23 protein-coding genes and 2 tRNA genes are annotated in these 24198 nt (G+C 40.5%); 4 read left to right on the top strand and 21 right to left on the bottom strand.

Features of this window, described 5'->3' with window-relative positions; translation table 11 throughout:
- Positions 1-72: 72 nt before the first annotated feature.
- Positions 73-435: a MerR family transcriptional regulator gene (locus ACK4HU_RS16470; RefSeq protein ID WP_409808595.1), complete on the top strand. Its 363-nt coding sequence runs from the start codon at positions 73-75 to the stop codon at positions 433-435.
- Between the two features lie 98 nt (positions 436-533).
- Here the strand turns inward: ACK4HU_RS16470 and ACK4HU_RS16465 are convergent, their stop codons facing one another.
- The 4 genes from ACK4HU_RS16465 to ACK4HU_RS16450 form a co-directional block, all read right to left on the bottom strand.
- Positions 534-1388 carry a PIG-L deacetylase family protein gene (locus ACK4HU_RS16465; protein WP_409808593.1) on the bottom strand — a complete coding sequence of 285 codons (855 nt, stop codon included), beginning with the start codon at positions 1386-1388 and terminating at the stop codon, positions 534-536.
- Complete coding sequence (locus ACK4HU_RS16460; protein WP_409808591.1) at positions 1385-4801, bottom strand: HEAT repeat domain-containing protein; 3417 nt, start codon at positions 4799-4801, stop codon at positions 1385-1387. Before ACK4HU_RS16460 ends, ACK4HU_RS16465 begins: the two co-directional genes overlap by 4 nt.
- A gap of 179 nt (positions 4802-4980) precedes the next feature.
- Positions 4981-5052 (bottom strand) — tRNA-Glu (locus tag ACK4HU_RS16455).
- A 60-nt stretch (positions 5053-5112) separates the two neighbouring features.
- Positions 5113-5184 (bottom strand) — tRNA-Glu (locus ACK4HU_RS16450).
- 185 nt (positions 5185-5369) lie between these two features.
- On the opposite strand from ACK4HU_RS16450, the gene gap reads away from it, so the two are divergent.
- Positions 5370-6389: a type I glyceraldehyde-3-phosphate dehydrogenase gene (gene gap, locus ACK4HU_RS16445; RefSeq protein WP_409808589.1), complete on the top strand. Its 1020-nt coding sequence runs from the start codon at positions 5370-5372 to the stop codon at positions 6387-6389.
- Here the strand turns inward: gap and ACK4HU_RS16440 are convergent.
- From ACK4HU_RS16440 to ACK4HU_RS16400, 9 genes are all read right to left on the bottom strand, one after another.
- Complete coding sequence (locus ACK4HU_RS16440) at positions 6379-7449, bottom strand: VOC family protein (RefSeq protein WP_409808587.1); 1071 nt, start codon at positions 7447-7449, stop codon at positions 6379-6381. The two genes, gap and ACK4HU_RS16440, sit on opposite strands and share 11 nt — an antisense overlap.
- Positions 7433-8134: a TIGR04283 family arsenosugar biosynthesis glycosyltransferase gene (locus ACK4HU_RS16435; protein ID WP_409808585.1), complete on the bottom strand. Its 702-nt coding sequence runs from the start codon at positions 8132-8134 to the stop codon at positions 7433-7435. The genes ACK4HU_RS16440 and ACK4HU_RS16435 overlap by 17 nt, the downstream gene beginning before the upstream one ends.
- An 8-nt stretch (positions 8135-8142) precedes the next feature.
- Positions 8143-8790 carry a DUF6134 family protein gene (locus ACK4HU_RS16430; RefSeq protein WP_409808583.1) on the bottom strand — a complete coding sequence of 216 codons (648 nt, stop codon included), beginning with the start codon at positions 8788-8790 and terminating at the stop codon, positions 8143-8145.
- Positions 8744-9715, bottom strand: coding sequence for an arsenosugar biosynthesis arsenite methyltransferase ArsM (gene arsM, locus ACK4HU_RS16425; RefSeq protein WP_409808581.1), 972 nt, complete (start codon positions 9713-9715; stop codon positions 8744-8746). The genes ACK4HU_RS16430 and arsM overlap by 47 nt, the downstream gene beginning before the upstream one ends.
- Positions 9708-10319 (bottom strand): TIGR04282 family arsenosugar biosynthesis glycosyltransferase, encoded by a 612-nt coding sequence (locus tag ACK4HU_RS16420; protein WP_409808579.1) that lies wholly within the window; start codon positions 10317-10319, stop codon positions 9708-9710. The genes arsM and ACK4HU_RS16420 overlap by 8 nt, the downstream gene beginning before the upstream one ends.
- Entirely contained in the window at positions 10316-11371 is a 1056-nt protein-coding gene (gene arsS, locus ACK4HU_RS16415) for an arsenosugar biosynthesis radical SAM (seleno)protein ArsS (RefSeq protein ID WP_409808578.1), read from the bottom strand. Before arsS ends, ACK4HU_RS16420 begins: the two co-directional genes overlap by 4 nt.
- Positions 11372-11475: 104 nt before the next feature.
- Positions 11476-11808, bottom strand: coding sequence for an arsenosugar biosynthesis-associated peroxidase-like protein (locus tag ACK4HU_RS16410; RefSeq protein ID WP_409808576.1), 333 nt, complete (start codon positions 11806-11808; stop codon positions 11476-11478).
- A gap of 400 nt (positions 11809-12208) precedes the next feature.
- Complete coding sequence (locus ACK4HU_RS16405; protein ID WP_409808574.1) at positions 12209-12877, bottom strand: bifunctional 4-hydroxy-2-oxoglutarate aldolase/2-dehydro-3-deoxy-phosphogluconate aldolase; 669 nt, start codon at positions 12875-12877, stop codon at positions 12209-12211.
- Entirely contained in the window at positions 12877-13869 is a 993-nt protein-coding gene (locus tag ACK4HU_RS16400; protein ID WP_409808573.1) for a PfkB family carbohydrate kinase, read from the bottom strand. Before ACK4HU_RS16400 ends, ACK4HU_RS16405 begins: the two co-directional genes overlap by 1 nt.
- 47 nt (positions 13870-13916) lie before the next feature.
- Here ACK4HU_RS16400 and ACK4HU_RS16395 point away from each other — a divergent pair, with 47 nt between their 5' ends.
- Entirely contained in the window at positions 13917-15551 is a 1635-nt protein-coding gene (locus ACK4HU_RS16395; protein WP_409808571.1) for a UxaA family hydrolase, read from the top strand.
- Between the two features lie 56 nt (positions 15552-15607).
- On the opposite strand, the gene ACK4HU_RS16390 is transcribed toward ACK4HU_RS16395, so the two are convergent.
- Both ACK4HU_RS16390 and ACK4HU_RS16385 read right to left on the bottom strand, forming a co-directional pair.
- A complete protein-coding gene (locus tag ACK4HU_RS16390; protein WP_409808569.1) occupies positions 15608-16291 on the bottom strand; it encodes a hypothetical protein in 684 nt (227 codons plus the stop codon).
- Between the two features lie 138 nt (positions 16292-16429).
- The gene (locus ACK4HU_RS16385; protein ID WP_409808567.1) at positions 16430-16711 is read right to left on the bottom strand and encodes a DUF1330 domain-containing protein; all 282 of its coding nucleotides are present in this window, start codon (positions 16709-16711) and stop codon (positions 16430-16432) included.
- A gap of 44 nt (positions 16712-16755) precedes the next feature.
- On the opposite strand from ACK4HU_RS16385, the gene ACK4HU_RS16380 reads away from it, so the two are divergent.
- The gene (locus ACK4HU_RS16380) at positions 16756-18063 is read left to right on the top strand and encodes a tagaturonate reductase (RefSeq protein ID WP_409808566.1); all 1308 of its coding nucleotides are present in this window, start codon (positions 16756-16758) and stop codon (positions 18061-18063) included.
- 16 nt (positions 18064-18079) lie between these two features.
- Here ACK4HU_RS16380 and ACK4HU_RS16375 read toward each other — a convergent pair whose 3' ends face one another.
- The 6 genes from ACK4HU_RS16375 to ACK4HU_RS16350 all read right to left on the bottom strand — a co-directional run bounded on the left by ACK4HU_RS16375 (position 18080) and on the right by ACK4HU_RS16350 (position 24043).
- The gene (locus ACK4HU_RS16375) at positions 18080-19468 is read right to left on the bottom strand and encodes a TolC family protein (protein WP_409808564.1); all 1389 of its coding nucleotides are present in this window, start codon (positions 19466-19468) and stop codon (positions 18080-18082) included.
- A complete protein-coding gene (locus ACK4HU_RS16370) occupies positions 19465-20820 on the bottom strand; it encodes an HlyD family secretion protein (RefSeq protein ID WP_409808562.1) in 1356 nt (451 codons plus the stop codon). Before ACK4HU_RS16370 ends, ACK4HU_RS16375 begins: the two co-directional genes overlap by 4 nt.
- Positions 20821-20824: 4 nt before the next feature.
- On the bottom strand, positions 20825-22522 hold the full coding sequence (locus ACK4HU_RS16365; protein ID WP_409808560.1) for a peptidase domain-containing ABC transporter: 1698 nt from the start codon (positions 22520-22522) through the stop codon (positions 20825-20827).
- Positions 22515-23192 (bottom strand): TetR/AcrR family transcriptional regulator, encoded by a 678-nt coding sequence (locus ACK4HU_RS16360; RefSeq protein ID WP_409808558.1) that lies wholly within the window; start codon positions 23190-23192, stop codon positions 22515-22517. Before ACK4HU_RS16360 ends, ACK4HU_RS16365 begins: the two co-directional genes overlap by 8 nt.
- Positions 23193-23286: 94 nt before the next feature.
- On the bottom strand, positions 23287-23655 hold the full coding sequence (locus tag ACK4HU_RS16355) for a DUF2237 family protein (RefSeq protein WP_409808556.1): 369 nt from the start codon (positions 23653-23655) through the stop codon (positions 23287-23289).
- Complete coding sequence (locus ACK4HU_RS16350) at positions 23648-24043, bottom strand: hypothetical protein (RefSeq protein WP_409808555.1); 396 nt, start codon at positions 24041-24043, stop codon at positions 23648-23650. Before ACK4HU_RS16350 ends, ACK4HU_RS16355 begins: the two co-directional genes overlap by 8 nt.
- Positions 24044-24198 lie beyond the last annotated feature (155 nt).

Raw genomic sequence — 24198 nt, 5'->3', positions numbered from 1 at the left:
ATATATTTGTAACCTACAAGTATAGAGTATAGTCTATACATCATATTTATTTTTCAATAATAATTGCTTCAAATGTTAATCAACGAATTATCAAAACGAACAGGACTATCCATACACACTTTGAGATATTATGAAAACTATGGTCTATTCAATGGAATCACCGATGAAAAGGTAAAGACCAACAACTATAAGCAGTATGATGAGGTTCTCGTGGAAAAAATAGAACTTATCAAAGAGGCGAAAGAAATTGGGTTCACCCTGTCAGAAATCAAAACTCTACTTGAAAGTTGGTACAGTAAAAAGCTGTCTGTTGAGAAAAAAGTCGAAGTCTTGGAATTGAAAATAAAGGAAATTGACGGTAAAATAAAGCAATTAAAGCAAGTTCGTAAATTTCTTGTTGAGGGAATTGCAGATGTTAAAAATGGCGATTGTTAGTATTTTTTGTCTGAACGGTAACCAACCTGCGCTTTATCGTCTAGTTGCTTTAAATCTCATTGTCAACAAGTTGTGGACTGATCATTGAGGATAGGTACTTACTTCACTTCCCTAAAATATTCCCGATCAAAAACCCTGGAGTAAATCCAGACGGGAACCTTATCGTGAAATGGCATCAGGTCTTTTAGGACGGATTGTTGTGTCTGATGAGCTTTCATCACCTCTAGTGTTCTTGGGAAATATTCCTGTGTTTCAACCGAAAAATCAGGTCTAGGTAATCCCATTGAAGGGTCTTCTGGATAGTTTTTCTGAAAACTTGATGAAAGTCTCAAGGCAAGTTTCACCTGTTTTTTACATAGGGTAACTTGATACATTTCTTGAGGAGTAAACTCAAAAAGTCCTCTTTTCTCCAAAAAAACCTCCTCTACTGCCAATCCGGTAAGGCGATGATCTGGATGCCCATACAACCCAACCTTGGAATCATAGCTGATTAAGACATCTGGATTGATTTCATTGATCAATCGGTCAACAATTTCTTTCAGGGAATCCAAACCGAGTTTTTCCAAACCGCTGTCCGGGTAGTCTTTTAGATGTAGCTGATCAGCACCTATTAAATCTGCTGCCTCTTGCATCTCCACAGTTCTGAGATTCGCCAGTTCAATTTCATCTTCAACTCCGGATGATTTACCTTTTTCACCACGTGTCAGACAGACCATCTGAATCTCATGACCTTCATCTTTCAGTTTCATCAAAGTACCTGCGACGGTTACTTCATCATCCGGATGCGGAAAAATAACCAATATGCGTTTCTTTTGCCCATTTTCTACTAATTGTTCCTGCTTGGGAATATCAAAATCATGCAGCTGATTTCTTCCAAATAGGATTAAAAACCATGGTGAAAGCAACAATATGAAGCCAATAATCCCAAGCGAAACAATCAATAGCTTCTTCATTCGAACCTCCTTCTCAAAGTTCCAAGGTAAGTGACCAAATCCCTAATATCGCGCTTACTCAAAATGTCTCCCATGGCAGGCATACTGGATGGTGCTACTTTGGTGGATTTAATGTCTTTTCGAGGGATTAGTTTTTCGTCTGTCCCAATCTTTACTGTCACACCCTCAGGCAGATCCGCCATCAAGGTACCAGAAATGGTTTCTCCAGAGTTCAACTCCAAAGTGACAAAACCAAATCCTGGAGCCAACCTTTTGCTGGGCTCAACCAATGCGATCAGAAGCTCTTCTTTTGAGAGCACATTTCCAATGTCATTCAAGGCTGGACCTGCATTTCCACCCATGTCATTGAAAGCATGGCAACGAATACATTGTGCTGTCTGATTTTCGAAGAAAATGTTTCTACCTCTTCTGCTGTTCCCATCTGCCAATGCACCTGCGAATTTTTTCCAAGGTTCATCACCTGCTTTTTTGTCCAAAAGCGAAGTAAACTGAGCTTGCAATTCTGGTGATTTGGTTTCTGCAATCGCTTCTTCTAATTCTATCCAAGTTCCTTCTGCAAGTTTACCTGCATCGAAATCTGCAAGAACCTGTTTCCATACTGGAAAATCTTTACTTCCTTCCAACGACGCCAACGTAAGCAATGCTGTCTGCTTCTCCGGAACTGTTCTCTTCTGAATAATATCGGATAAGAGGGCGACTTTTTGATCTTGTGGCAAGCTAGTTTGCGCCAACAAAGCCAATCCAGCCACTCTGACAGACTGGGAATTGTCACTCATAGCCATAGAAATCGCCTCCCCTAGGTTTGGTGCATTCAAGGTCATTAATGAGTTTAAAGATTGAACTTTTACAAGATCAGAGGGGTCTGATTTTAATTTTGTAAGCAGAAGATCAGAAACGTCAGTCATACCTAATTTACCAACTGCTTTAACAGATTCTAATCTAAGGGCCTCTTGGTTGTTTCCAATCTGGGCCACCAAAACGGGTTTAACCCGATCCCGAATCAATACCGGGTCTCTTGTCACTTCGCCTCTATGTCTTCCATCCACACGATCAAGAAGCGATGGCTTTGACCAAGTTCCAATTGCGGCTAAAGCTTCAGTTCGTAAGACTTCGGGTGTATTGGATTTACCCAAATAAGCCAACAAGTGATTAAGATTTTCTTCCTTTCCCACACGTTGATTGGCACTGATGGCTCTACGAATAAGTGGCTCATTCTGAAATGAAGTTGTACTCAACAAAGCACCCAAAGCCGGTAAAGATGCAGGAACTGAAAAATCATCGTGTATCGCTCTTGCAGCTTCAGTCACGATCAATTCCTCAGAATCAGTGAGGAATCGAGCCAGTTCAGGAGATTCTAGTCTTCTCAAGGCCAATACCGCACCCATTCTAACTGCTTTAGAGGCATGAGTCGAAAGTGAAGCGATAACATCTACTTTGCCGATTCTGGAAAGCGCCAAACTTGCTGCATGACGTAGATAGGCATCTTCGTCATTATTTTCTTCCAAAAGTGTTATCAATTGTTGAACAGCATCTGCATTTGCATTTCTTCCCAAGGCCTCAGCACTGAAAAATCTCACCCTTGGGTTTTCGTCTTTCAGACCGGCAATCAGTTCAGCTCCTGCCTTTTTGTATTTGATATCCCCAATCCATTTCGCAGCTTGGGCTTTGATTTCAGGATCAGAATCTTTCAATAATGGAACCAGCGCGTCAGCGAAAGACATATCATCCATTCTTGCCAATTGGCTGAGTCCAACGATGGCATGTACTCTTGCCAATTGACTGCTTTTGTCTTGAACTACCTCCTGGAAAATAGCTGCTCCTTTTTTTCCTCGCTTGGCTAATTCAAATTGTGCTTTTCTACGAACTCGCTGATCTTCGAAATACAATTTTGACTTGAGGTCATTTTCTGCCAGCTTTTTGTAATCAGTTTGCAATTCCGTTTCGGTCTGCTTTTGAAGATCCCAACCTGCAGCAGTTTCATCCTTCAAAGTCCAAACGCGACCATAGTTTTTATCATCCCAACCTGTGATAAAATCCGCCATATACAGCGTGCCATCTGGTCCAAAATCCAATCCGGTGGCCAGAAGACCCCCGAGGATTTTTTCAGTTTTGGTCATTTCAAATGAAGCACCTTTGGGCTGAAGCTGAAATGCATGAACACCGGAGTTGGCCGGATTTCCAACAAATTCGGCTACGAAAAAGTGATCTTTCCAACGCTGTCCCAAACCTGAACCTGGATTGAAAACCATTCCAGTTGGGCCATTCACATAATTCTGAATGCATGGAGTGATGTAGGCTGCCTGCCCATCCCAACGAGGAAGGTAAAGCTTCTCATCCATCCACACTTTATACGTATTGTTGTCAGGATCTCTGTATTTTCCAAATTGCCAGTTGATTCTCCAACCCGTGTCGGAGCCATTAACTAGATAAACCAGGCGTTCTCTTTCGCCTGCATGATCTCCATCATTATCCACAGAGATCAGGTTATTGAACTGGTCAAATGTAAACTCATGGGTATTTCTGACGCCCATGGCAAAAATCTCAAAGTCGCTTCCGTCTGGATTTGCCCGAGCGATTACCCCGCGATTTGGATATTTATATTCAGTGTCGTCAGATCCTTTTCCATTAAACCCAATATCACCGATTCCCCAATAGACTCTGCCATCAGGGCCCATTTTGATTCCGGACATTCCATGTCCTCCAAAACCAATGTGAATGCCATAGCCGTGAGAAAGGGATGTTTTTTCATCCATAATGCCATCTCCGTTGGTATCTAAAAACTTCCAAAGATCAGGTCCAGCAGCTACGAAAAGGGCATCATCCGTTTTCATCAATCCTCCTGCGACATCAGTTACTTCATCATTCAGGTCTTGCATCATGATCTGAGACCAATCCGCGTAACCATCACCATCGGTATCTTTGAGCTTGATGACCTCATTTTGCTCCAGGGTCATATCTCTCCAATCATGAGAACCGTCACCGTTCAGGTCAGCAAGCCAAGTATTTTCTGAAGATCGCTCCGGTGATAACTCAGCTCGGAGAAAAGCTCGCTTATCAGCAATCGTCTGCAATCCGATGGATCGGATTTCCCAACTCTGATGACCACGTATATCAAATTCAGAATTGTTCCGACGGGGAGATCGCGCATAAAAAACTTCCCCCCACTCATTTACCTGAATGGAAATGGGATCTTTCACCAAGGAATCCACAGCCCAAACGGACAGTTTGAGCCCATCGACCAAGACCGGATTGATGGATTTGATTGCGGCCTCTGCCAAGGGTGTGATTTCTTCCTTCGTGAGTGTTTTGATCCTAAGATCAACAGGCTCAGACTTTTTACAGGAGGTTACAAGCGTCGTAGCTCCTAGCAGTATTGCAAGGTATAAAGCGGGGCTGTTTTTGGGTTTGAACATAGAATAGGTTGATTCGAGACTCCAAAATAGAAAAAATGAAAGTTTGATGCTCGCCGTTGATATAAATGGTAGTAAAAACAAAAATCCCGATCACAGATCGGGATTTTGTACACTTTAACCACTAACAACCATAAAACAAAAATTGAATAGATTTTCCAGAATTTATTCTTCTAATCTAGTAGTCGGTACGGGAATCGAACCCGTGTTTTATCCGTGAAAGGGATACGTCCTAACCCCTAGACGAACCGACCATAATAATGCAAAAATTTAAAAAAAACACTGAAGTATCTTATTGATAATCAACGTAATAGTAGTCGGTACGGGAATCGAACCCGTGTTTTATCCGTGAAAGGGATACGTCCTAACCCCTAGACGAACCGACCATTAAACACCTCGAAAAACGTCCTTTTCCGAAAGGTTGTGCAAATATAGCTGGTCAGATCAACAAAGCCAAAATCGCTACAAAAATATCTTTGGAAATTGCGGTAAAAACCTGAACCAAAGCCCTAAAATTTTACTTAAAAAAGTCTCGGGCGTTTAATTAATTTCGCCCTCCAGTAAACTGCATATGCTAAATCAAACTCCTATTACAAAAATTGCGATCAATGGTTTTGGGCGAATCGGAAGATATACTGCTAAGCTTCTATTTCTAAATCCTAGACTACAATTAGTTGCGATAAATGATCTCGCAGACCCTACAGCAATCGCGCATTTATTGAAATACGATTCAGTTCATGGGAAATTTGATGGAAAAGTCACTTTAGAAGAAAGCCTCCTTTTCTTAAATGATCAACCCATCCAGCTTTTTTCAAAATCAAATCCTGAGGAATTACCCTGGAAAGAACTTGGTATTGATATCGTGATTGAATGTACTGGTAGATTTACAACCCGAGAAGGTGCTGAAAAACATTTGAAAGCAGGTGCCAAAAAAGTAATCATTTCCGCTCCTGTTCAGGATGAAAGTATTCCTATGGTAGTACTTGGCGTCAATGATTCCATCCTTAATGGAACCGAAACAATCATTTCCAATGCTTCCTGCACTACAAATTGCCTCGCACCGATGATTCAGGTGTTGGAGGAAAATTTTGGTGTTGTGAAAGGCTATGCTTCCACTGTTCATTCTTATACCAACGATCAAAATCTACATGATGCACCGCACAGAGATTTGCGACGTGCTAGAGCTGCTGCTTACTCCATCATCCCAACCACAACGAACGCTGGCAAAGCCCTAGACAGGATTCTGCCGAAGCTGACTGGGAAAATCGAAGCTTCCGCAATGCGCGTACCTGTTCCGGATGGATCATTAACTGATTTGATTGTGGAGTTAAAGCAAGAGGTTACTGCTGAACAAATTAACGCTGCATACCAAACCGCTGAGTCGGGAAAACTGAAAGGCTTTTTGCAAGTAGAATCTGATCCTATCGTATCTATGGACATTCTAGGAAATATACATTCGTGCATCATTGATGAAGCACTTACCTCAGCAAAAGGAAATTTAGTAAAGGTCGTAGGCTGGTATGACAACGAATCTGGCTATGCCAATAGATTGGTTGATTTGGTTGAAAAGATTTCTGGAATTAAGGCTTGACCCTGTTTAGTGCCAAAAGCTTCACCAAAAACCGTGGCAAATTCTTTTTTGGGTCCCGGTTTTTTAAGTTTAAGTAAAGATTCCACTTCTGAAGAATCGGTACTCGGTGGGTCTCTACGAATTCGATCAGCGTCTGATCCAAGTCCTCGAGATATCCGAAATGGCCTGAAGCACTGCCCATATCAAAGCTGTCTTCACTATCTACAGTAAATGGAAAACCTGCCTCCCCTGCTTTTTTCTTTAGGTTTTGCATACCATTGACATCAAGGCAGCAATGGATAAATCCTAAATCTCCCCAGAGTCTATCTTTAAATATGTGTCTGCCTTCCCGCTCCTTCACTTCAATCAATTCAATCTGTGCCGGACAAAGCAACGCGCCAAAAGCTCCTGTGTTACATCCGTCAGGCATAGAGAGAAGCGCCCGTTTATAGGTTAATTCTTCTCCTGGAATTTCAGGGTAAATTCCCTCCTCTTTATAATTCAACACTGAGAAACCTAAAATATCTCTGTAGAGTGGAATGGATTTTTCCAAATCAGAAACACCGATTACCACACCCAAAACGCCTCCTGTTGGAGAAGAATTCTCGGAAAACCAATTCGTGGCTTCTACTACTTGAAAAACATTGTTGAATGGATCTTTGAGAAAAAAAGTACCTGCTCCGTTTGGGGTTTTGGATACAGGAGAAAGAATCTCGGAACTTAGACTTTTTAAATGTTCAAAAGCCTGATTGATATCTCTAACACGAATTTTTACAGCGTAGATACCTAAATCACCTGGTAAAATCTCAAAATCCGTGGAATTAGGTGTTCTACTTGTGAATTGCCAAATTTCAAAGCCACCGCCACCTTGCATATTCAAGGCCAGGACAGCATGTCTACTTTCAGCTATGCCATCCGTGTATCGAGTCATCAGATTGGCAGTAGCCTCATCTTCAAAAACAGGAACATCCATAGAGAAAGCCTTTCGGTACCATGCCCATGCTTCATGGACGTTTTTTACTCCTATTCCTATTTGTTGAATTCCATTGATTTGGTAAGACTTATCAAGAATTTGACCCATGGTAAAGAAGTATTGAATATGATTTTTTTAGCTTCTCCGGCGCCACACCAATATGAAAAAGCGTGAATACATACAAATTAACAAGTTGTACCCTAATCCAGGAATTATCCCTGTATTTTCTCGCTGATACGGTAATGGTCTTCGGAATGATATAAAATTTTGTCCGTTTTTTGATTCTTTTGACTAATTCAAAATCCTCCATGAAACAAAACTTAGTATCATATCCACCTAATGTATTGAAAAAATCACGGGTAATAAACAAAGTTTGATCCCCTCCCCCTGAAAAAAGCCCGTTGAAGCGTGTAAACCAAGAATTTAACCTCAACAAAAAATTATTCGAATCAAATTCGTATCGGAAACACCCAGATTTGTAGCCTTTGATTAAGGCACTTTGAAGATCGGTGGCAAAAGATTTTAATGGTCTTGTATCTGCATGTACAAAGTAAAGCGTGTTAGCAGTGGCGAAACCCGCTCCCAAATTCAGCTGAACTGCTCTTGACCTTATTTCGGTTTTCAAAACCTTAGCACCCAAATATTCCGCAATGTCGCAAGTATCATCTCGGCTACCTCCATCCACTACAATAATCTCAGAAATAAAATCGCCCCCAAACTTTTGTAATAAAGGAATCAGCTCTTTGATATTTTCAGCTTCATTCAGCGTAGGAATGATAACTGACAACTTCATAAACTCCACTACTTCACTAATTTAATTACATAATTTTTTATTGGACTTTGCATTTCGGCTTTTACCATCACACCATTTTCGTAATAGTAGCGATTAGTATTGCCATTGATGGTTACTTCATAGCTAGTTGCACTGAGCTTTTTTACCCTTGAAACTAGTCCAAAAGCTTCCCCTAATAAAGCTTGATTATCTTTAGGTTCGTTAAAAAAAAGCATAGCGCTGCTGAGAGCCACAGGCTCATTAATTGATTTTTTATTTTCAAACTTGTAAGTGGACGCGTCCACGTCGTAGAACTTTCCGTTCCACTTTATCTCAGAGTTGAAATCACCTTTATTGCTGGAGGAATTACTTTTTGCCCAAACGATCTGATTTCCTGCCAGTCGGGTATCTACTCTAAAATCCACATTCACTTTACCCAGAAACCAAAAGCTGACATTACTCTTCACTTTGTATACAGTACTGTCCGCTATCTTGGATCTGTTAGCAGTCATTTCTCCAATGTTAAAGCCTAATACTGAGATCTCATAATGGCGCTCATTAACCACACCCTGACCAAATCCAGTTTGATGGGCTAAAACAAACAACACAAATAGTAACGCGAGTCTTTGGCTAGCAGCAGCCACCCCCATCGTAGAAGTAAGTAGATTCTGAGACATAAATATCATTTCTACCCAAGTTAGAAATTGCAGCGGCAGTTTTATCACAAACTGACAAAGGTTGATTATTCATCAGCACATGTCCTTTGTGATCGTCAAAATATTCTTCGCTACCGTAATAAATGGCTGTTTTTCCGGTAAAAATACACGGGCCGTCAGATGGCATTGGATCTTTGATGGCACAAACTTCTACAGAATCAAGAAATATCAAATCTTTAGTATCATAATGTCCCGGATCCAAAATCCTATAAGGACGCTTGGCACGAATCTCTACTGTACCAAATCCCGCATCTGTGATCATCTGAAGATAATCTTTGAGGGAAAGAGAACCACTTAAGCAAAGTGCTCGAAGTCTAGAATCATTTCGAAGCGATTCGGGCATATGGTTTTCTGTGATTGGATCACTCAAAACCAATCGACCGTAAGGTTTTAAAACTCGGAACATTTCCGCTAAAGCCTGTTTCAAATCTTCATGAGTGAAGATATTGAATAGACAATTTTGAGCAGCTACGTCAATACTATTATCTTCTACAGGAAGAAGAAGAGCCGTCCCTTTCCTTAATTCCACAAAATCTTTTTGAAACCAATCGTTTTCCTGCTCGGCAACTTTAAGGTTTTCAGCACAAGCTATTAGCATTTCATCAACAATATCAATACCGATGACTCCGGCTTTTTGTCTCGAGAAATATGCAAACTGAAGCACCTCCATACCACCCCCTACTCCAACATAAAGGATTTTTGGGTTATTTACCAGATCGCGTGGATGCACCGTGCTTCCGCAGCCGTAATTCATTTCCTGCATAATTTTCGGAATCTGCAGATCTGGTAATTGCCAAATAGGTGTGGTTGTACAGCATAGCCCTACGTCTGGCGTAAGGGCTGCTTGTTTGTAAACGTCAACTGTCGTGTCTAAGTAATTATTCATGTATGATTTTATTTGAAGTTTTGAAGATTTCCCAATCTTCCAGGGTGTCTATATCAGAGAGTATTTTCAGAAATTCGTAATCTAATTTCAATTTATCGGCGTAGTCTAATGTGATTTCGAGGACTTTGGAGGTGCTCCACGGAATTTCATTGAAAACTTCCGGGAAAAACCCACTCATTCCTAAAAGATAGTAGCCACCATCCTTAGCAGGGCCTACCACCATATCGGCTTCACTGAGGTTTAGAAAAGCCTTATTTAATTCCTTGCAGGTTAGGTATGGACAGTCAGTGCCTATGATCGCAACGCTTGAATACCCTCTTGCAAATAGATGAGCAAAAGCATTTTTCATTCTTTCGCCAAGATTCCCGCCAGATTGAACTTCAAATTGATACCCTTTTAGGTTTTCGTCTAAATGTTCAGGAATATAATCTGAAAAGAAAAGAAATTTATCGACACTGACCTCCTTCACAATTTCATGTGTATAGGTAGTCAACCAATGGTAAACTTCGAGTGCTTCCTGATCACCAACGGATGCAGCAAGACGGGTTTTTACTTTGCCCAAGACAGCATTTTTTTGAAATATAATTAACGCGGCCTTGTTCATGCTGTAGCACCTCCACAGCTAGAACCTGCTCCCGCAGTGCAACCAAAACAATGATTATTCACCTTTATTGACCGATCTATCAATGCAGAGGAATCCCAATCTGCCAAATGCATAGAAGTGGGTACATTTACTTTAAGGTTAAGCATTTGATTGAAATCACAATCATATAAAAATCCATCCCATCCAATTGATATTGTGTTTCGGCACATCACTCCGTGTGCCGCCGCAGGATTAAAAGCAGACAACAGTTTTTCCATATAATTCTCAAAATTGTCTGATCGTAGTAGATATTCCAAAAATCTTGAAATAGGAATATTGGTGATGGTGAAAAGCGAATTGAATTCAACCTCAAATTTGTCTCGAAGTTTCTTTTTAAACTCCGCTTCCAATTCAATTTGCGAACCAGGGAGAAATGCACCTGAAGGATTATAAACTAAATCCAAGACCAAATTGGATCCAGCTATGCCGTATCCTACCTGATTCAAAAGTCTCAATGCTCGAATGGACTTTTCAAAAACTCCATCTCCACGCTGTGCATCCGTCTTCATAGCTGAAAAGTAGGGCAAAGAGGACACCACATTTACCCTGTTTTCCTTAAAGAACTCAGGAAGATCATGGTATTTCGGATTGGCCAAAATGATGGTCAGATTGCAACGAACGATGATTTTGATAGTTGGTCTTATCGATCGGATAGAGGCAACAAACCATCTAAAGTCCGGATTCATCTCTGGAGCTCCTCCTGTCAGATCTACACAATTTAGATTCGGTTCTTTGGCTATGACATCCAGGCATAGTTGCATCGTCTCCCGAGTCATAATTTCTTTACGGTCCGGACCCGCATCTACATGGCAATGCTTGCAAACTTGGTTGCACATCTTGCCCATGTTGATCTGAAATATTTCGAGTTGGGTAGGGATTAAAGGAAATAAGCCAATCCGTTTCAGGTGATTTTTAAAGCTGTTATCGCTACCTCCAGGGTGTTTTTCTTCTAAAATTACAAGTTCCTCTTCAGGATCTGCCAGAGTATGGAGTTGCGCTTTGAGTGATTTCATTTGATTAATATTGTTTCATACATCCCATATGGAGTCTCGCACCTGCCTATCGGTGTGCAGGTGTTTAAGGTAAACCTTAGTGAGAAACACCAATATAGGCTTGATTACATGGATATTTCTTTGATTTTATTCATCATTTGAGTACTGTGTACTAAGGAGGCTCCACCGCGGATGGCCGCAGCCACATGGACAGCTTCCATCATTTGCTCTTCATCACAGCCTTTTTCGAGCGTATCAGTAGTATAAGCATCTATGCAGTAAGGACATTGCAATGCATGTGCAACCCCAAGGGCAATCAATGATTTTTCACGGGCTGTCAGTGCTCCTTCTTTAAATACCTCGGCATAATAAGCAAAGAATTTATCTGCCATGGATTTTTGAAGCTCTCCAATAGAACCGAATTGTTTAAGGTCTTCAGAATTGTAATAAGTCTTCATTTTGTGGATTTGGTTGATTTACGAATTAGGGGTAAAGAACGGATTGTAAATCTCTAAATAATATCATTTAGCCGACATTGTTCAAATTTTTTATCTGGTTATCAACTTTCTTACCCGCAGTTTGATTTTAAAAATTAAAACCATCTGAAAAGCTGGAAATTATATTCTTGGAGCATCTGATCGCTCAATGGTGTCTACACTAATAAAGACTGAGGATATTCCGGCAAAATTTCAAAGGTGCACAAAGTGATCAAAGCTTATTTGCGATTGACACCTCAGCCAGATTTATAAATGAGAAGGGAGACGGAAGTCGAGAGACAGAAGATGGCATGACTCCAAATGCCCTCGAAAAGTTAAAAACACTTTTTGGGGGCATTTTTTTGTATAACTTTTTACAAGTTCAGGATTTGCTGGATCGAATCGATTCAATTATACCCATCGCCAGGTGAACGGATTCTTTTATTTCATTAAAAGCTCCTTTTGCAATTAGATCCTTACGGAAAAGTTGAGATCCCATACCAACACATAGTACACCTACATCAAACCATTTTTTAAGACTTTCTGCTGTTGGCTCTACGCCACCTGTCGGGATGATTTCCATTTTCGGCAAAACAGCATGAACAGCGGGCACGAAATCCGGAGTCAGCACATTTGCAGGGTAAATCTTGGCCAGCTCTGCTCCAAGTTCTTGTGCAAAGAAGATCTCTGAAACTGTACCACAGCCAGGTATCCAAGGCACATCAACTTTCGCACAATATTCACCAAGTTTTGAATTCATCACAGGGGCCACTATAAATTCAGCTCCCATGTCAATATATTCCTCCGCCTCAAAGGGATGATAAATAGTTCCGGCACCAAGAAAAATTCCGGGCAACTTATCGGCTGCTGCTCGAATTTTTGGAAAAATAGATTTGGCCTCCTTTCCTCGGTTGACCATTTCAATTACTCGTACCCCACCCTCATAAGCTGCATGAAGCAAGTCCAAACAAACTTGCTCATCAGGATGGAAAAAGATGGGCATCATGCCACCGGCATGCATTTTTTTGATAAAAGGGGTTGGATTTCTCATTAACGTTTGATTTTACCGACAGCTTCACCGCTTGCTAATTCTTGAATTTCTTGAAGGGAACACAGCAACACATCACCTGGAACACTATGCTTGATCGCACCGGCGGCCATAGCAAATTCAATTGCTTCCTTGGGTTTGAAATGTAGCAATCCATAAATCAACCCACCTGCAAATGCATCACCCGTACCGACACGGTCAACGATATGAGTCAACTCATAAGATTTGGATGAGTAAGTTTTCTTATTGGAAAAAAGCGTTGCCGAAATGGTGTTGTTCGATGAGCTGTGGGATACCCGATCGGTTTTTACAATATATTCCAAATCAGAGAATCGATCAAAAGCCATATTTCGCACTTCTGTGAAACTCTTAAACTCCTCATTCAAGCATTGCTTAAAATCTCGCGAACCTGCAATTATCACGTTGGTCAGTTTCATCAATTCGGGCATCACCTCGTGAGGTTCCTTTCCAAACTGCCAGAGATTACTTCTGTAATTCAAATCCCCGCTCACCGTAATGCCCCTTTTTCTTGCTTCTTGAAGTGATCGAAGTGTAAGTTCAGCACACTTACTGGATAATGCCGGTGTGATACCTGACCAATGAAACCAACTCACTCCATCAAAAATCTCATCCCAACTATAATCTTTCCCATCAAAATTAGAAAAGGCAGAATTCACCCGATCGTAGATCACTTGTGAACTTCGCTGCATGGAGCCTTGCTCAAGGTAATAAACCCCCATTCTACCTGGTAGAAATGGGATAAACTTCGTGTTAATTCCATTCTTGCGCATTTGACCTGCGGCACTCCAACCGATCTCATTATTCGGAAATGAAGTTAAGTGTGCAACCTGCATTCCCCAATAGGCCAAAGCGGCACCTACATTTGCCTCCGAGCCACCAAATTCCACATCGAAGGAATGGGTTTGGAAAAAACGTTGATTTCCTGGGGGCGATAGTCGTAGCATCACCTCCCCGAGTGTGACAATTTTCTTCATGGAAGAATTTATTTTTTTCTAATTTGAACAAATTAAGAATAAAAATCATGAACAATACCACCCTACTTCTCGACCCAATTGACAATGTTGGAGTAGCACTATCTGATCTTAATCGCGGGCAAAGAGTAGTCCTGAATAATTTAGAGCTTGAAATTCAGGATTTTGTGGCTGCAAAACATAAGTTTGCTATTCAGGATTTCAATCCTGGAGATGATATTTTGATGTATGGGACCATCGTAGGAGAGGCAACTCAGGTTATTCCCAAAGGCTATCCCATCACCCTTCAAAACATTCATCATAAAACAAGGGATTACACCATAAATTCAAGCCAATTCAACTGGACAGTACCCGATACTTCTTCATGGCAAGAAAAGACTTTTCAGGGTTATCTAAGATCTGATAATCAGGCAGGTACAGCTAATTATTGGCTTGTTCTTCCTTTGGTTTTTTGCGAAAATACGAATGTAAAATTACTTCAGGAAGCCTTTGAAAATGCCTTGGGATTTTCCACTCCCAACCCATATGAACTTCAAATCAGAAACTTGATTTCAGGACTGACCAATCAAAAAAATACGGAAACGGTTGCGGAGAAATCTGTAAAAACAGGCTCTAAAATTTTTGAAAATCTGGACGGAATCCGATTTCTCACGCATGACTTAGGTTGTGGAGGCACTCGTCAAGATTCCGAAACCCTCTGCGCATTACTTGCAGGCTACATCAATCACCCCAATGTAGCTGGCGCAACCGTGCTAAGTCTAGGCTGCCAAAATGCTCAGGCAAGTATTCTGATGGAAAAGCTTGCCAATATCCAAAAAGGTCAACCTAAAACTGTGATCATCTGTGATCAACAGCAAGAAGGAACGACAGATCAGTTAATTCAAAAAGCCATCCATCAGACATTTGAAGGACTTGTGGAGGCAAATAAAACTACACGTCAGCCGGTTCCCTTGAATAAATTGGTCATTGGATTGGAATGTGGAGGTTCGGATGGGTTTTCAGGAATTTCGGCAAATCCTACTTTGGGGAGAGTCTCAGATTTAATCGTAGCGCTTGGGGGATCAGCCATACTTTCAGAGTTTCCCGAGCTTTGCGGTGCGGAGCAAAACCTGATCAATCGCTGCAAAACATCTGAATTGGCAGACAAATTTATCCACCTGATGGAAACCTACAACGCTGCCGCCAAGCGGGTCGGGAGTGGTTTTGACATGAACCCCAGTCCCGGCAATATCAAAGATGGACTTCTCACTGATGCGATCAAGTCTTGTGGAGCCGCAAAAAAAGGAGGAACAGCTCCGATTTCAGATATTTTGGACTACACAGAATATGCGAAAACTCCGGGATTAAATTTGCTCTGTACCCCTGGAAACGATGTAGAAAGCACGACAGGATTGGCTGGAAGCGGTGCTAATATCATTCTATTCACCACAGGACTAGGCACCCCAACTGGTAATCCAATCTGTCCTGTCATTAAAGTCTCGACAAATCATAAGCTTACCAATAAAATGCCAGATATCATTGATTTCAATGCTGGAACGGTAATTTCGGGAGAAGATACCATCGAAACCTGTGGGGACAAACTTCTGGAAATGATAATTAAGGTAGCAAGTGGTGAAGTCAAAACTAAAGCTGAGCAAAATAAAAACTTTGATTTTATTCCATGGAAACGTGGAGTATCCTTATAAAATCCATGAAATGAAAAAAGCCGGAAAACCGGCTTTTTTCTGATTAGCTTAACAAGTTATTTTTCGTGTTTAAGATTGCCTAATGTCACCGAAGTTCCCTCTCCATTCATTGGATTAAAATTCCCTCTAACTACTCCCGTACCTTTGAATTTGGCAAACTTACCAGTCCCTCCGACAAATTCAACTTCTGCAATGAAGGAAGAGAGATTATTGCTAATTGGAGTTACAGTATTTGAAATGTTTTTAATCCAAATCGAATCTTTTTTCTTTCCAACAGTGATAGAACTTACTTCGTTGGGGATATTTTTAATTCCTAATGCATCCAACTCGTCTCCAAAAAACATTGTGACAGGGGCACCAATAGTTTTCAGTCCGGTCTCATCAAAAAATGCGAATTGATTTACGAAACTTTTCGCCTTTCCCATTCTCGTAGCAGTGCCTGTACCTGTTCCTGGATAGAATCCTGGAGCTGGACCTTCTTCATAATTTTCACCGGGTACAAAAAACAAATTATTCTGAAAATCTTCAAAATAATTGTAATCTGATTTCATCCGATAACCAAACGAGTGACCTGCCTCACGATCAAGGTCTTGCCACAGACTGATGGCTTGTTCATAAGTTAAATCCGGAGATTCAAACTCAGTGGTTTCCAAGTCATGGTCAATTAAATCAGAACAGGACCACAACATAACTGATAGCAACGCTAACGAGGCTAAGGATTGATAGAATTTAATTTTCATTGGGTTTTTAATTTAGGTGATTAAATTTTTTTGATATTTATTTCACTTTTTTAATTTATTGAGATTTTCGTTGTTTATCTATTTTTCAATAAAATACCATTCAATTTGCATTTCACACCAATAAAAATGCCAAAAAAATTATCCGACAATAAAAAAATTGGCCGAAGCAGCATTTTCTCGAATTTTCTTAGCTTGTTGATATTCCTTAGAATTGTACCATTCCAGTGCAATTTCTTTTGTGGGAAACTCAATCATAACCAAGCGATCATACTTCCACTCCCCTTCCATCACTTGCACAGGACTGCCTCGACTTACAAACTTACCTCCATACGCTTCGACACTGCTGGGTGTTAATTTTTTGTATTCTTCGTAAACTAGAGGATCTTGGATATTTACTTCTACTAAAACAAAAGCGGACATAAAGGTGAATGTTATTTTCTCCTAAATAATTAAAAACTTCTAACATGACCAACACCAACATACAAATACTTCAATTCGGGACCGGAAATTTTCTCAGAGCATTTTTTGGCTCAATGGTGCAGGACTTAAATGAAAATGGCAATAACCTGAATATCTGTATCATACAATCCACCTCAAGCAATAGCTTGCAGCAACTGGCCGCTCAGGATTATAAATACAATCTCTTAGTGGCTGGATTCAAGGATGGACAAAAAATTGAGCAAATCCGTGAAATCACCTGTGTCAAGGACGGGATTAGGCTTCCGGATGAAGAGGAAAAGTTTTTGAATTTTGCTGCATCTTCCCAGCTGAAATGGATCATTTCCAATGTCACAGAAGCAGGAATGGTGATGAAAGAAGAGGGGCCATTTGAAAAATTTGCGGAATCCTTTGCGGGCAGATTGACACAGTGGCTCTACAAAAGATTTCAGACGATTCCCCAATCTGAAACGGTAGTTCTTCCCTGCGAATTACTACCTGATAATGGAAAACTTTTACGAAATTTTATCTTGGCTCATTCAATAAATTGGAACCTCTCATCGGAATTCCTTTTATGGATTGAAGAGAAAGTGCTATTCCTTAATTCATTGGTAGACAGAATTGTACCTGGTTTTCCTTCTCATCTTGATTTAAAGCTTAAAGAGTCAGATCCTTTCTTGGTTCAGGCAGAGCCTTATGCACTTTGGGCTATCGAAGGTCCTGAGTCGGTTTGTTCACATTTACCCTTTTTATCCAGTGATTCGGAGGTGATTCTGGCAGGAGATATTTCAGGCTTTGCCTTGCGAAAAGTCAGAATTCTCAATGCTTCGCACACCGCAATGACAGGCCATGGATTACTATTAGGAATTCAAACTGTAGGCGAATGGATTAATTCTTCCGATCGGGAAAAATTTCTCCTTGATATCATTGATAATGAAATCATCCCAACCATTAATCTGGATCGGGATGAGTTAAAGAAATACGCAAATGATGTTTTGGATAGGTTTCGTAACCCTTTTGTCTCGCACAAATTGAGTGATATCTCGCTGAATAGCATTGCGAAATTGAAGAGCCGACTCCTCCCGATTTTTATGGATTATAAAGTGCTTATCGGTTATTATCCACCGAATTTAAGTTTATGCCTAATTTCGATGCTGTTGTTTTACTTGAGAACTCCCGAAAAAATCAGAGACGAGCAGGAAATAAAACTATGGTTTAAGAATGTTTCAAAAAGTCAATCAGAGATTGATGTTCTGAAAACCGCTTTAGCTACTTGGCTAGATCTAGAATGGAATTCAAGCTTCGAAAATGCTTTTAACAAAGTGAGGCAATAAATTAATTTTCAGCATATTATTCAAATCCTAAACCCGCAGCATATCTTGATCTTGCGTAAGAAATACGAAGTCTGGATGCGAGCTCATTGAGGGTGACTCGAGAGTCAAAAACCGAAACTTCACGAGCATTCACGAGAAACAAGCTTGATTCACCCATTTGAAATCTTCGCATTTCACCGGTCAATAATGCTTCAAGACTGGCGACATTTGCCGTGAAAGTGGTCACCTGCTGATTAATTATGGTCCAGTTATTTAATTCGGTCTCCAGTTTATTTTTCAGTTGAAGTTCTTTGAGATCTCTGAAGTTTTGTTTGAAATCAATTTTAGTCCTGGCCAAGCCAATGGCTCCACGGGTTTTTCTCAAAAATAAAGGAGTATAAACTGTAACGCCCCATTTGTAATTGTTTTGATAGAAAGGAGACTCATCAAATTGGGACAGTGTTTCACTGAGAAAATTGTATTTCAGTTTAACAGTGGGAAGTAACTGTTGTTCTTTCAGTCTTCGCTCTACATCCAAGCTAGCCAGTTCAAAATCTGTGATCAACAAATCAGGATGCCGCCCGATAATCGCTCGAAATTCTTCAAAATCAGGTATCAATGTGAACTCCTCAAACAATCCCTGAGGAATAATCGCTTCCTCCAGAAACATAGGATTTCCGCTTTCATCCCAAAGGAAGGTATTTATCTCTTGGGTAGTGGCGAAAAAGGCATTTTCTGCTGATTGAAGTCGGTATTGCCGATTGAGCAATTGAGAAAAGGCCTCTACTGTATCAATTGCTGCGAGATCTCCTTGGAGAAAACTACTTTTGACATAATTGAATCTGGATGTCGCAAGATCTACACCTTCTTTGAGTACTTTTAAATTTTCAAAAGCTAAAGCCCATCTCCAATACATATCTGTAGCACTGAGATTTAACTCATTCAGAAACCTAGAGCGTTCGACTTCACTCGCCTGTTGGAATAGCTGTGCTTGCCGAAGCGCTGCTCTCCTATCGTCTAGTATCAAGCCTTGGCCTAAGTTTACTGCAGCTCCGGCCGAGATCAAACCACCGGCAGGAACTGTGCCTTCAGAATTCAGAAAACTACCTGTATTTTGTTCAAAGGCACTATTCAACTCAACTCCCATCCAGGTTGGAATACTCAAGCCAGCTTCTCGTTTATCATAATAATTGGTTGATTTGTATTCCTTTTTATCAAGATTACCATAGATCAGCGGGTCAAATGCTCCTCTAGCCTGACGCACTTCCATCTGTCCTAACCGTAGATTTAATTCAGCTTGAGCAGAAATGGGATGATAAAGTCGTACCCATTCCATATACATCTCATAGCTGAGTTGGAGTGAATCTTGTGCTTTTGCTAAAGATGACCAAAAAATCAAAAGTAAAATCAGCGTTCTTTTTTTCATTTCTTGGTTGAGCCAGCTTGATCTTTTTGTTCTTGGGTGTAATAATCAGCAGGGAAACCATTGAGCTGACGCCAGATCTCATACCAGACTGGCACATCATTCAGCAAGGCGATACCATCTGCACCAGATCCCATTCTTAATAATTCCGGCCATGCTTCTTCCTCCGGATCTTGAATGACCAACACGCGATATTGATTATTTGCTCCGGCAAATTGGTCAATAGCTACCACCACACCACCAAATGTACCATTGGAGATTTGTGGCCAACCTGAAAAGACAATGGCAGGCCAACCATCAAATATGAATCGGACTTTGTTTCCGATCTTGAGAAGAGGAAGATCAACTGGTTGCACATACATTTCCACGGCCAATTCAGCATTTGCAGGGACGATATAGACAATTTCATCACCTTCTTTGATCGTCTCCCCAATACCGACCTGAATAGCCTTAGCAATATAACCATCCTGAGGGGCTAGCACATGCCTAAGTCCCGTTCTCCGTTCGTAATTGCTGTATTGGTTTTCAAGTTTGGTGGTATTCGCTTCTGCATCAAACTGCGAAGACATTGCTTCGTACATTTCTGATTCAGCTTTGAATAATTTATCCTGAAAATCATTATCTATAGCACCCAAATCGATCTTTGCCGAAATCAACTCATTCTTGCTGCTAAGTAATTTGTTTTCGGCGGATATCAACTGGGCTTGCACTTCCTGAAATTTCAACTTCCTAGTTTCAAAATCAGTGAGAGATCTTAATCCTTCTTCATAGAGGTTCTTTGATCGCTCTAGCTGATATTCTCCAATTTCAAAGTTCACTTTGGCCTGAACCAATTCAATACTGTCAGATTGGACCCTCAATTCCGCCATCCTCAACTTGTTTTCAGCTTGTTGGATTCTGAGTATAGTGTTTCTTTTCAGCGCATTCATTTGAGCGGAGAGGGCACCTACTTTGTCACCGTATGATCTCGCAGAAGAGGCTTTGGCATCGACTTGCATTTGCGTTCTTGGTAGAAGCAAAGAGTCAAAGTATTCATCCTTAATTTCGGATATTCTCAAGATAGTATCCCCTTTGGCTACAAAGTCTCCTTCGGCCACATACCAATTCTCGATTCGCCCGGCCAGTATTGAGTGGATAGTTTGTGGTCTTTGATCAGGTCTCAAAGCCGTCACAAAACCCTTTGACCGGATATTCTGGGTCCAAGGAAGAAAAAGCATGATAAAGGCTGATATTACAATTCCAGTGAGTAGTCTCAATCTCCGTTGATTTTCCTTCTGAGGTAAGGTCATCACCAAGCTTTTAGATCCGCTAAAAGGAATGGATTCCTGAATTTTAGTCCTAGAAATATTCAACATTGCCTTAACTATTTAAATTTATATAACCTTCATAATTCCCCTGGTAAATTACTTGTCCTGAAGCCATCAAAATCACCTCGTCTGCTCGCTTCAGGATTTCATCATCATAAGAGACCATAAGTAGTGTCCAGTTTCCTTTAAACAAGTAGTCTACGATATCATCGAGGACTTTTTTATCCAAATCTACTAAGACATTCTCCATTATTAAGGCCTTTGGCTTACCGACGAAACCTCTCGAAAGCAAAATTTTCTGAGCAAGTGATTTGGAGAGACCTTTCCCACCTGGTTGAAGGATTGCATCAAGGCCTTGAGGTAGCTTGTATAGATAATCTTTGAGGCCCACCAGATTTAAAATGTATTCTAAATGAGACTGATCAAAGTCTCTTCCCATTAAAATATTCTCACGTATAGAACCATGGAATATTTCCTGTAGCTCTAGAAAATCTCCAACCATACCCCGATATTTTTCCAGATTGATGTATTCCAGAGAAAGATCATTCACTAACACGGTACCTTCAAACTCTTCGTATAAACCCGAAAAAAGAGCCATAAGAGCACTTTTTCCACTTCCGCTTCGTCCAGTCACTACAATTTTCTTTCCTGGCTGGACAGTAAGTGTTACTCCTTTCAAAATTGGTTCTTCTGCGTCTTGAGGATGGAATACCACATCTTTCATGCTGAGTTTTAAGCCTTCAGGATGTGCTGCAACAATTTTTTCTGAAGGACTGTGATGCTCAAGTTCCAGATCCATCACCTGACCGAGCTTCTCTACAGCAACCAAAGTATCGTAGACAGTCTCAAGGGACAGAATCAATTTTTCGACAGAATTGACCACCAAAATGATGATTACTTCGGCTGCTACAAATTGACCAATTGAAATCTGATCATTAATTAAAAGTAAACTACCGGCAACAAGCAAACTGGTTACAATTAGAACTTTAAAAATCACCATCATCTTGTATTGGAAAATCAATACAGAAAAATGCTTATTTCGGAAGTCGACATAGCGCTGTAATAATTTATCCACTCTCAGAATCGGTAATCTCGTACTTCCCACCAGCTTGAATGAATTCAAGGTTCTACCCACCTCTTCCAACCAATAGGCTGTCTGGTATTTGGCGACTGATTCTTTAAGAGCTGTATCCATCCCCCGAGGTCCTGAGAAATAAAATATCAAACTCAAAATACCAATAAGTATTGCCCCAAAAAGAATGAAAGAAGGATGGTAAATTGAAAGTAAAAGCAATCCAAATACAACCTGAAGTAGGGCAGTCGAAAAATCAATCAGGATTTTTGAAAGTCCTTTTTGAAGGTTGACCGTATCAAAAAAACGATTGACAATTTCTGGTCCATATTGCCCATGCATTATTTCTGTTTTTATTTTTGGCAGTCGGTAAGCAATAGAAAGTCCCGCTTTGGAGAAAATTCGCTGCTGCAACTTCTCCATGATTTGCAACTGGGATATTTGTAAAAAACCACTAAATGCTACCCCAACAGAAACAATAACAACTAAGATCACCCAAGAAGTGCTAATTCTTCCCCCCAAGATGAAATTCAAAATTGCCTGAATTCCCAAAGGCAATGAAAGGGTGATGAATCCATTGAGGATTGCATAGAAATAGATGGCATATATCTGGCTTTTTTCTTCCCGGAGCAATCCAAAAAACCGCTTCAAAGGAGTTATATCTGAATTACTATGCATTGGAGATTGCTTTTAGTACAAGTTGGTGAAAAAACTGAAAACGCTCAGTTCCTTCATGTCCCGCATCTGTCATTCCAGGTAGGTGAAGTGAATTAAAAGATTGAAGAAGACTGGATTCCATCACTGTGGAAACCAATGTTTTTGGAAATTCATACGAAGGATTGATTTCTCTTATAATTGAAGAAATCCGCTCGCCAAAACGATATACCTGAGCAAAAATACCTGATTCATGCTCGGCATCTACTGATTTGGTCAGGTATCCTTTGATTGATTCATTTACCACCAATTTTCGAAGAAGTTTGGGATCTAAATATTCATTCTCCAAACAACTAGGTCCATAAACCATGAGTTGAACAGCAACTCCCAAACGCACATATGGATCTTTAATATTGGATGTGGCAAAGACAAGATTATGCTCCATCCATGCCCAATACCACGCACTAAGATAGAGCAAAAGCATGTGCTTGTTTTCAAAATACCGGTAAATCGCTGCTTCTGTACTACCGATCTGTTGAGCCAGCTTTTTAAACGTGAATATCTCTATCCCCATATCTTGGATCATTTGAGTCCCTTCACTTACGATCAAGGATCCCAAATCCGAGCTGAAAGGTTCCTTTAAATACAGGTTAGAATTGACTTCAACCCGCATCTTTTTTAAAATTGATTCCATCCCAAAAATAATTGTCTGAATGCTAAACGGAGGACCGTTCAAAAAAGTTTGTACTTCTTTCAATTTTGTTAGTAAAGTTAACAAATTGATAACCTTACTTCTCGGATTTCAGGGCTTTGGAAATCAAAATTTCTAGTGGAATCAGGTCAAGGGTTTTTTCATTGGTTGCTTCCAAAAAGACATAAGGAGCACAGTTTGAACGATAGGCCTCTAACCAACGGAGGGCGCAGAGACACCACTTATCACCTGGTTTTAAGCCGGGAAACTGATATTCAGGCATAGGAGAAATCAGGTCATTTCCTCGACTTTTGGAAAAAAGCAAAAACTCCTCTGTCATAATTGCACAAACCGTATGAGTACCTGAATCCTCCGGTCCGGTTTCACAACATCCGTTTCTATAAAACCCAGTCAATGGATCCAAACTACATGGTACCAAGGCCTCCCCAAACACATTTCTAGACATAGATTTTCGGATTTTTAGCAACCCAATAAGCCCAATAAATGAGAATGGGTTGAATTAAAATTAGTCTAACCCAGCCTATCCATGCAGGAACACACAGGCCACCATCTACACAAGTATTGATCTGAATAAAATACCAATGAGCAGGTATGAAGGCGATTAGCATTAATACAATTCCCCATGCAGCTCGCGATCTCGTGGGAAAATATATAACCCCTAAACCCAGCAATACTTCTGCAATACCAGCTAGAATGTTGATTAATTCCGGGTTGGAGAAAAACGGAGGAATCAATGGATGATAAAATTCAGGTGCTATGAAATGATTAATTCCCGCTACCAAGTAGAAATATCCCATTCCTTGAATGATGACTTTTTTCAGCATAGGTTTCATGTGTTTATAATTTGATTTTTATAGGCCACACCTGCCTGCCGGCAGGCAGGTGGAATCTTCGCATGCATTATAAACATCCCTCTGTGTGTCGCTTCGGGTCATGCTCGATTTCATATGATTATAATTTGATTTTATCGGTCACACCTGCCTGCCGG

Origin of the sequence: Algoriphagus sp. (assembly GCF_046296635.1) — a bacterium.
Classification (GTDB): domain Bacteria; phylum Bacteroidota; class Bacteroidia; order Cytophagales; family Cyclobacteriaceae; genus Algoriphagus.
This window is presented reverse-complemented; position numbering and strand designations above follow the sequence as displayed.

Coding starts and splice junctions, on each gene's coding strand:
- ACK4HU_RS16470 (WP_409808595.1), top strand. CDS start 73: ATGTTAATCAACGAATTATCAAAACGAACAGGACTATCCATACACACT.
- ACK4HU_RS16465 (WP_409808593.1), bottom strand. CDS start 1,388: ATGAAGAAGCTATTGATTGTTTCGCTTGGGATTATTGGCTTCATATTG.
- ACK4HU_RS16460 (WP_409808591.1), bottom strand. CDS start 4,801: ATGTTCAAACCCAAAAACAGCCCCGCTTTATACCTTGCAATACTGCTA.
- gap (WP_409808589.1), top strand. CDS start 5,370: ATGCTAAATCAAACTCCTATTACAAAAATTGCGATCAATGGTTTTGGG.
- ACK4HU_RS16440 (WP_409808587.1), bottom strand. CDS start 7,449: ATGGGTCAAATTCTTGATAAGTCTTACCAAATCAATGGAATTCAACAA.
- ACK4HU_RS16435 (WP_409808585.1), bottom strand. CDS start 8,134: ATGAAGTTGTCAGTTATCATTCCTACGCTGAATGAAGCTGAAAATATC.
- ACK4HU_RS16430 (WP_409808583.1), bottom strand. CDS start 8,790: ATGTCTCAGAATCTACTTACTTCTACGATGGGGGTGGCTGCTGCTAGC.
- arsM (WP_409808581.1), bottom strand. CDS start 9,715: ATGAATAATTACTTAGACACGACAGTTGACGTTTACAAACAAGCAGCC.
- ACK4HU_RS16420 (WP_409808579.1), bottom strand. CDS start 10,319: ATGAACAAGGCCGCGTTAATTATATTTCAAAAAAATGCTGTCTTGGGC.
- arsS (WP_409808578.1), bottom strand. CDS start 11,371: ATGAAATCACTCAAAGCGCAACTCCATACTCTGGCAGATCCTGAAGAG.
- ACK4HU_RS16410 (WP_409808576.1), bottom strand. CDS start 11,808: ATGAAGACTTATTACAATTCTGAAGACCTTAAACAATTCGGTTCTATT.
- ACK4HU_RS16405 (WP_409808574.1), bottom strand. CDS start 12,877: ATGAGAAATCCAACCCCTTTTATCAAAAAAATGCATGCCGGTGGCATG.
- ACK4HU_RS16400 (WP_409808573.1), bottom strand. CDS start 13,869: ATGAAGAAAATTGTCACACTCGGGGAGGTGATGCTACGACTATCGCCC.
- ACK4HU_RS16395 (WP_409808571.1), top strand. CDS start 13,917: ATGAACAATACCACCCTACTTCTCGACCCAATTGACAATGTTGGAGTA.
- ACK4HU_RS16390 (WP_409808569.1), bottom strand. CDS start 16,291: ATGAAAATTAAATTCTATCAATCCTTAGCCTCGTTAGCGTTGCTATCA.
- ACK4HU_RS16385 (WP_409808567.1), bottom strand. CDS start 16,711: ATGTCCGCTTTTGTTTTAGTAGAAGTAAATATCCAAGATCCTCTAGTT.
- ACK4HU_RS16380 (WP_409808566.1), top strand. CDS start 16,756: ATGACCAACACCAACATACAAATACTTCAATTCGGGACCGGAAATTTT.
- ACK4HU_RS16375 (WP_409808564.1), bottom strand. CDS start 19,468: ATGAAAAAAAGAACGCTGATTTTACTTTTGATTTTTTGGTCATCTTTA.
- ACK4HU_RS16370 (WP_409808562.1), bottom strand. CDS start 20,820: ATGTTGAATATTTCTAGGACTAAAATTCAGGAATCCATTCCTTTTAGC.
- ACK4HU_RS16365 (WP_409808560.1), bottom strand. CDS start 22,522: ATGCATAGTAATTCAGATATAACTCCTTTGAAGCGGTTTTTTGGATTG.
- ACK4HU_RS16360 (WP_409808558.1), bottom strand. CDS start 23,192: ATGGAATCAATTTTAAAAAAGATGCGGGTTGAAGTCAATTCTAACCTG.
- ACK4HU_RS16355 (WP_409808556.1), bottom strand. CDS start 23,655: ATGTCTAGAAATGTGTTTGGGGAGGCCTTGGTACCATGTAGTTTGGAT.
- ACK4HU_RS16350 (WP_409808555.1), bottom strand. CDS start 24,043: ATGAAACCTATGCTGAAAAAAGTCATCATTCAAGGAATGGGATATTTC.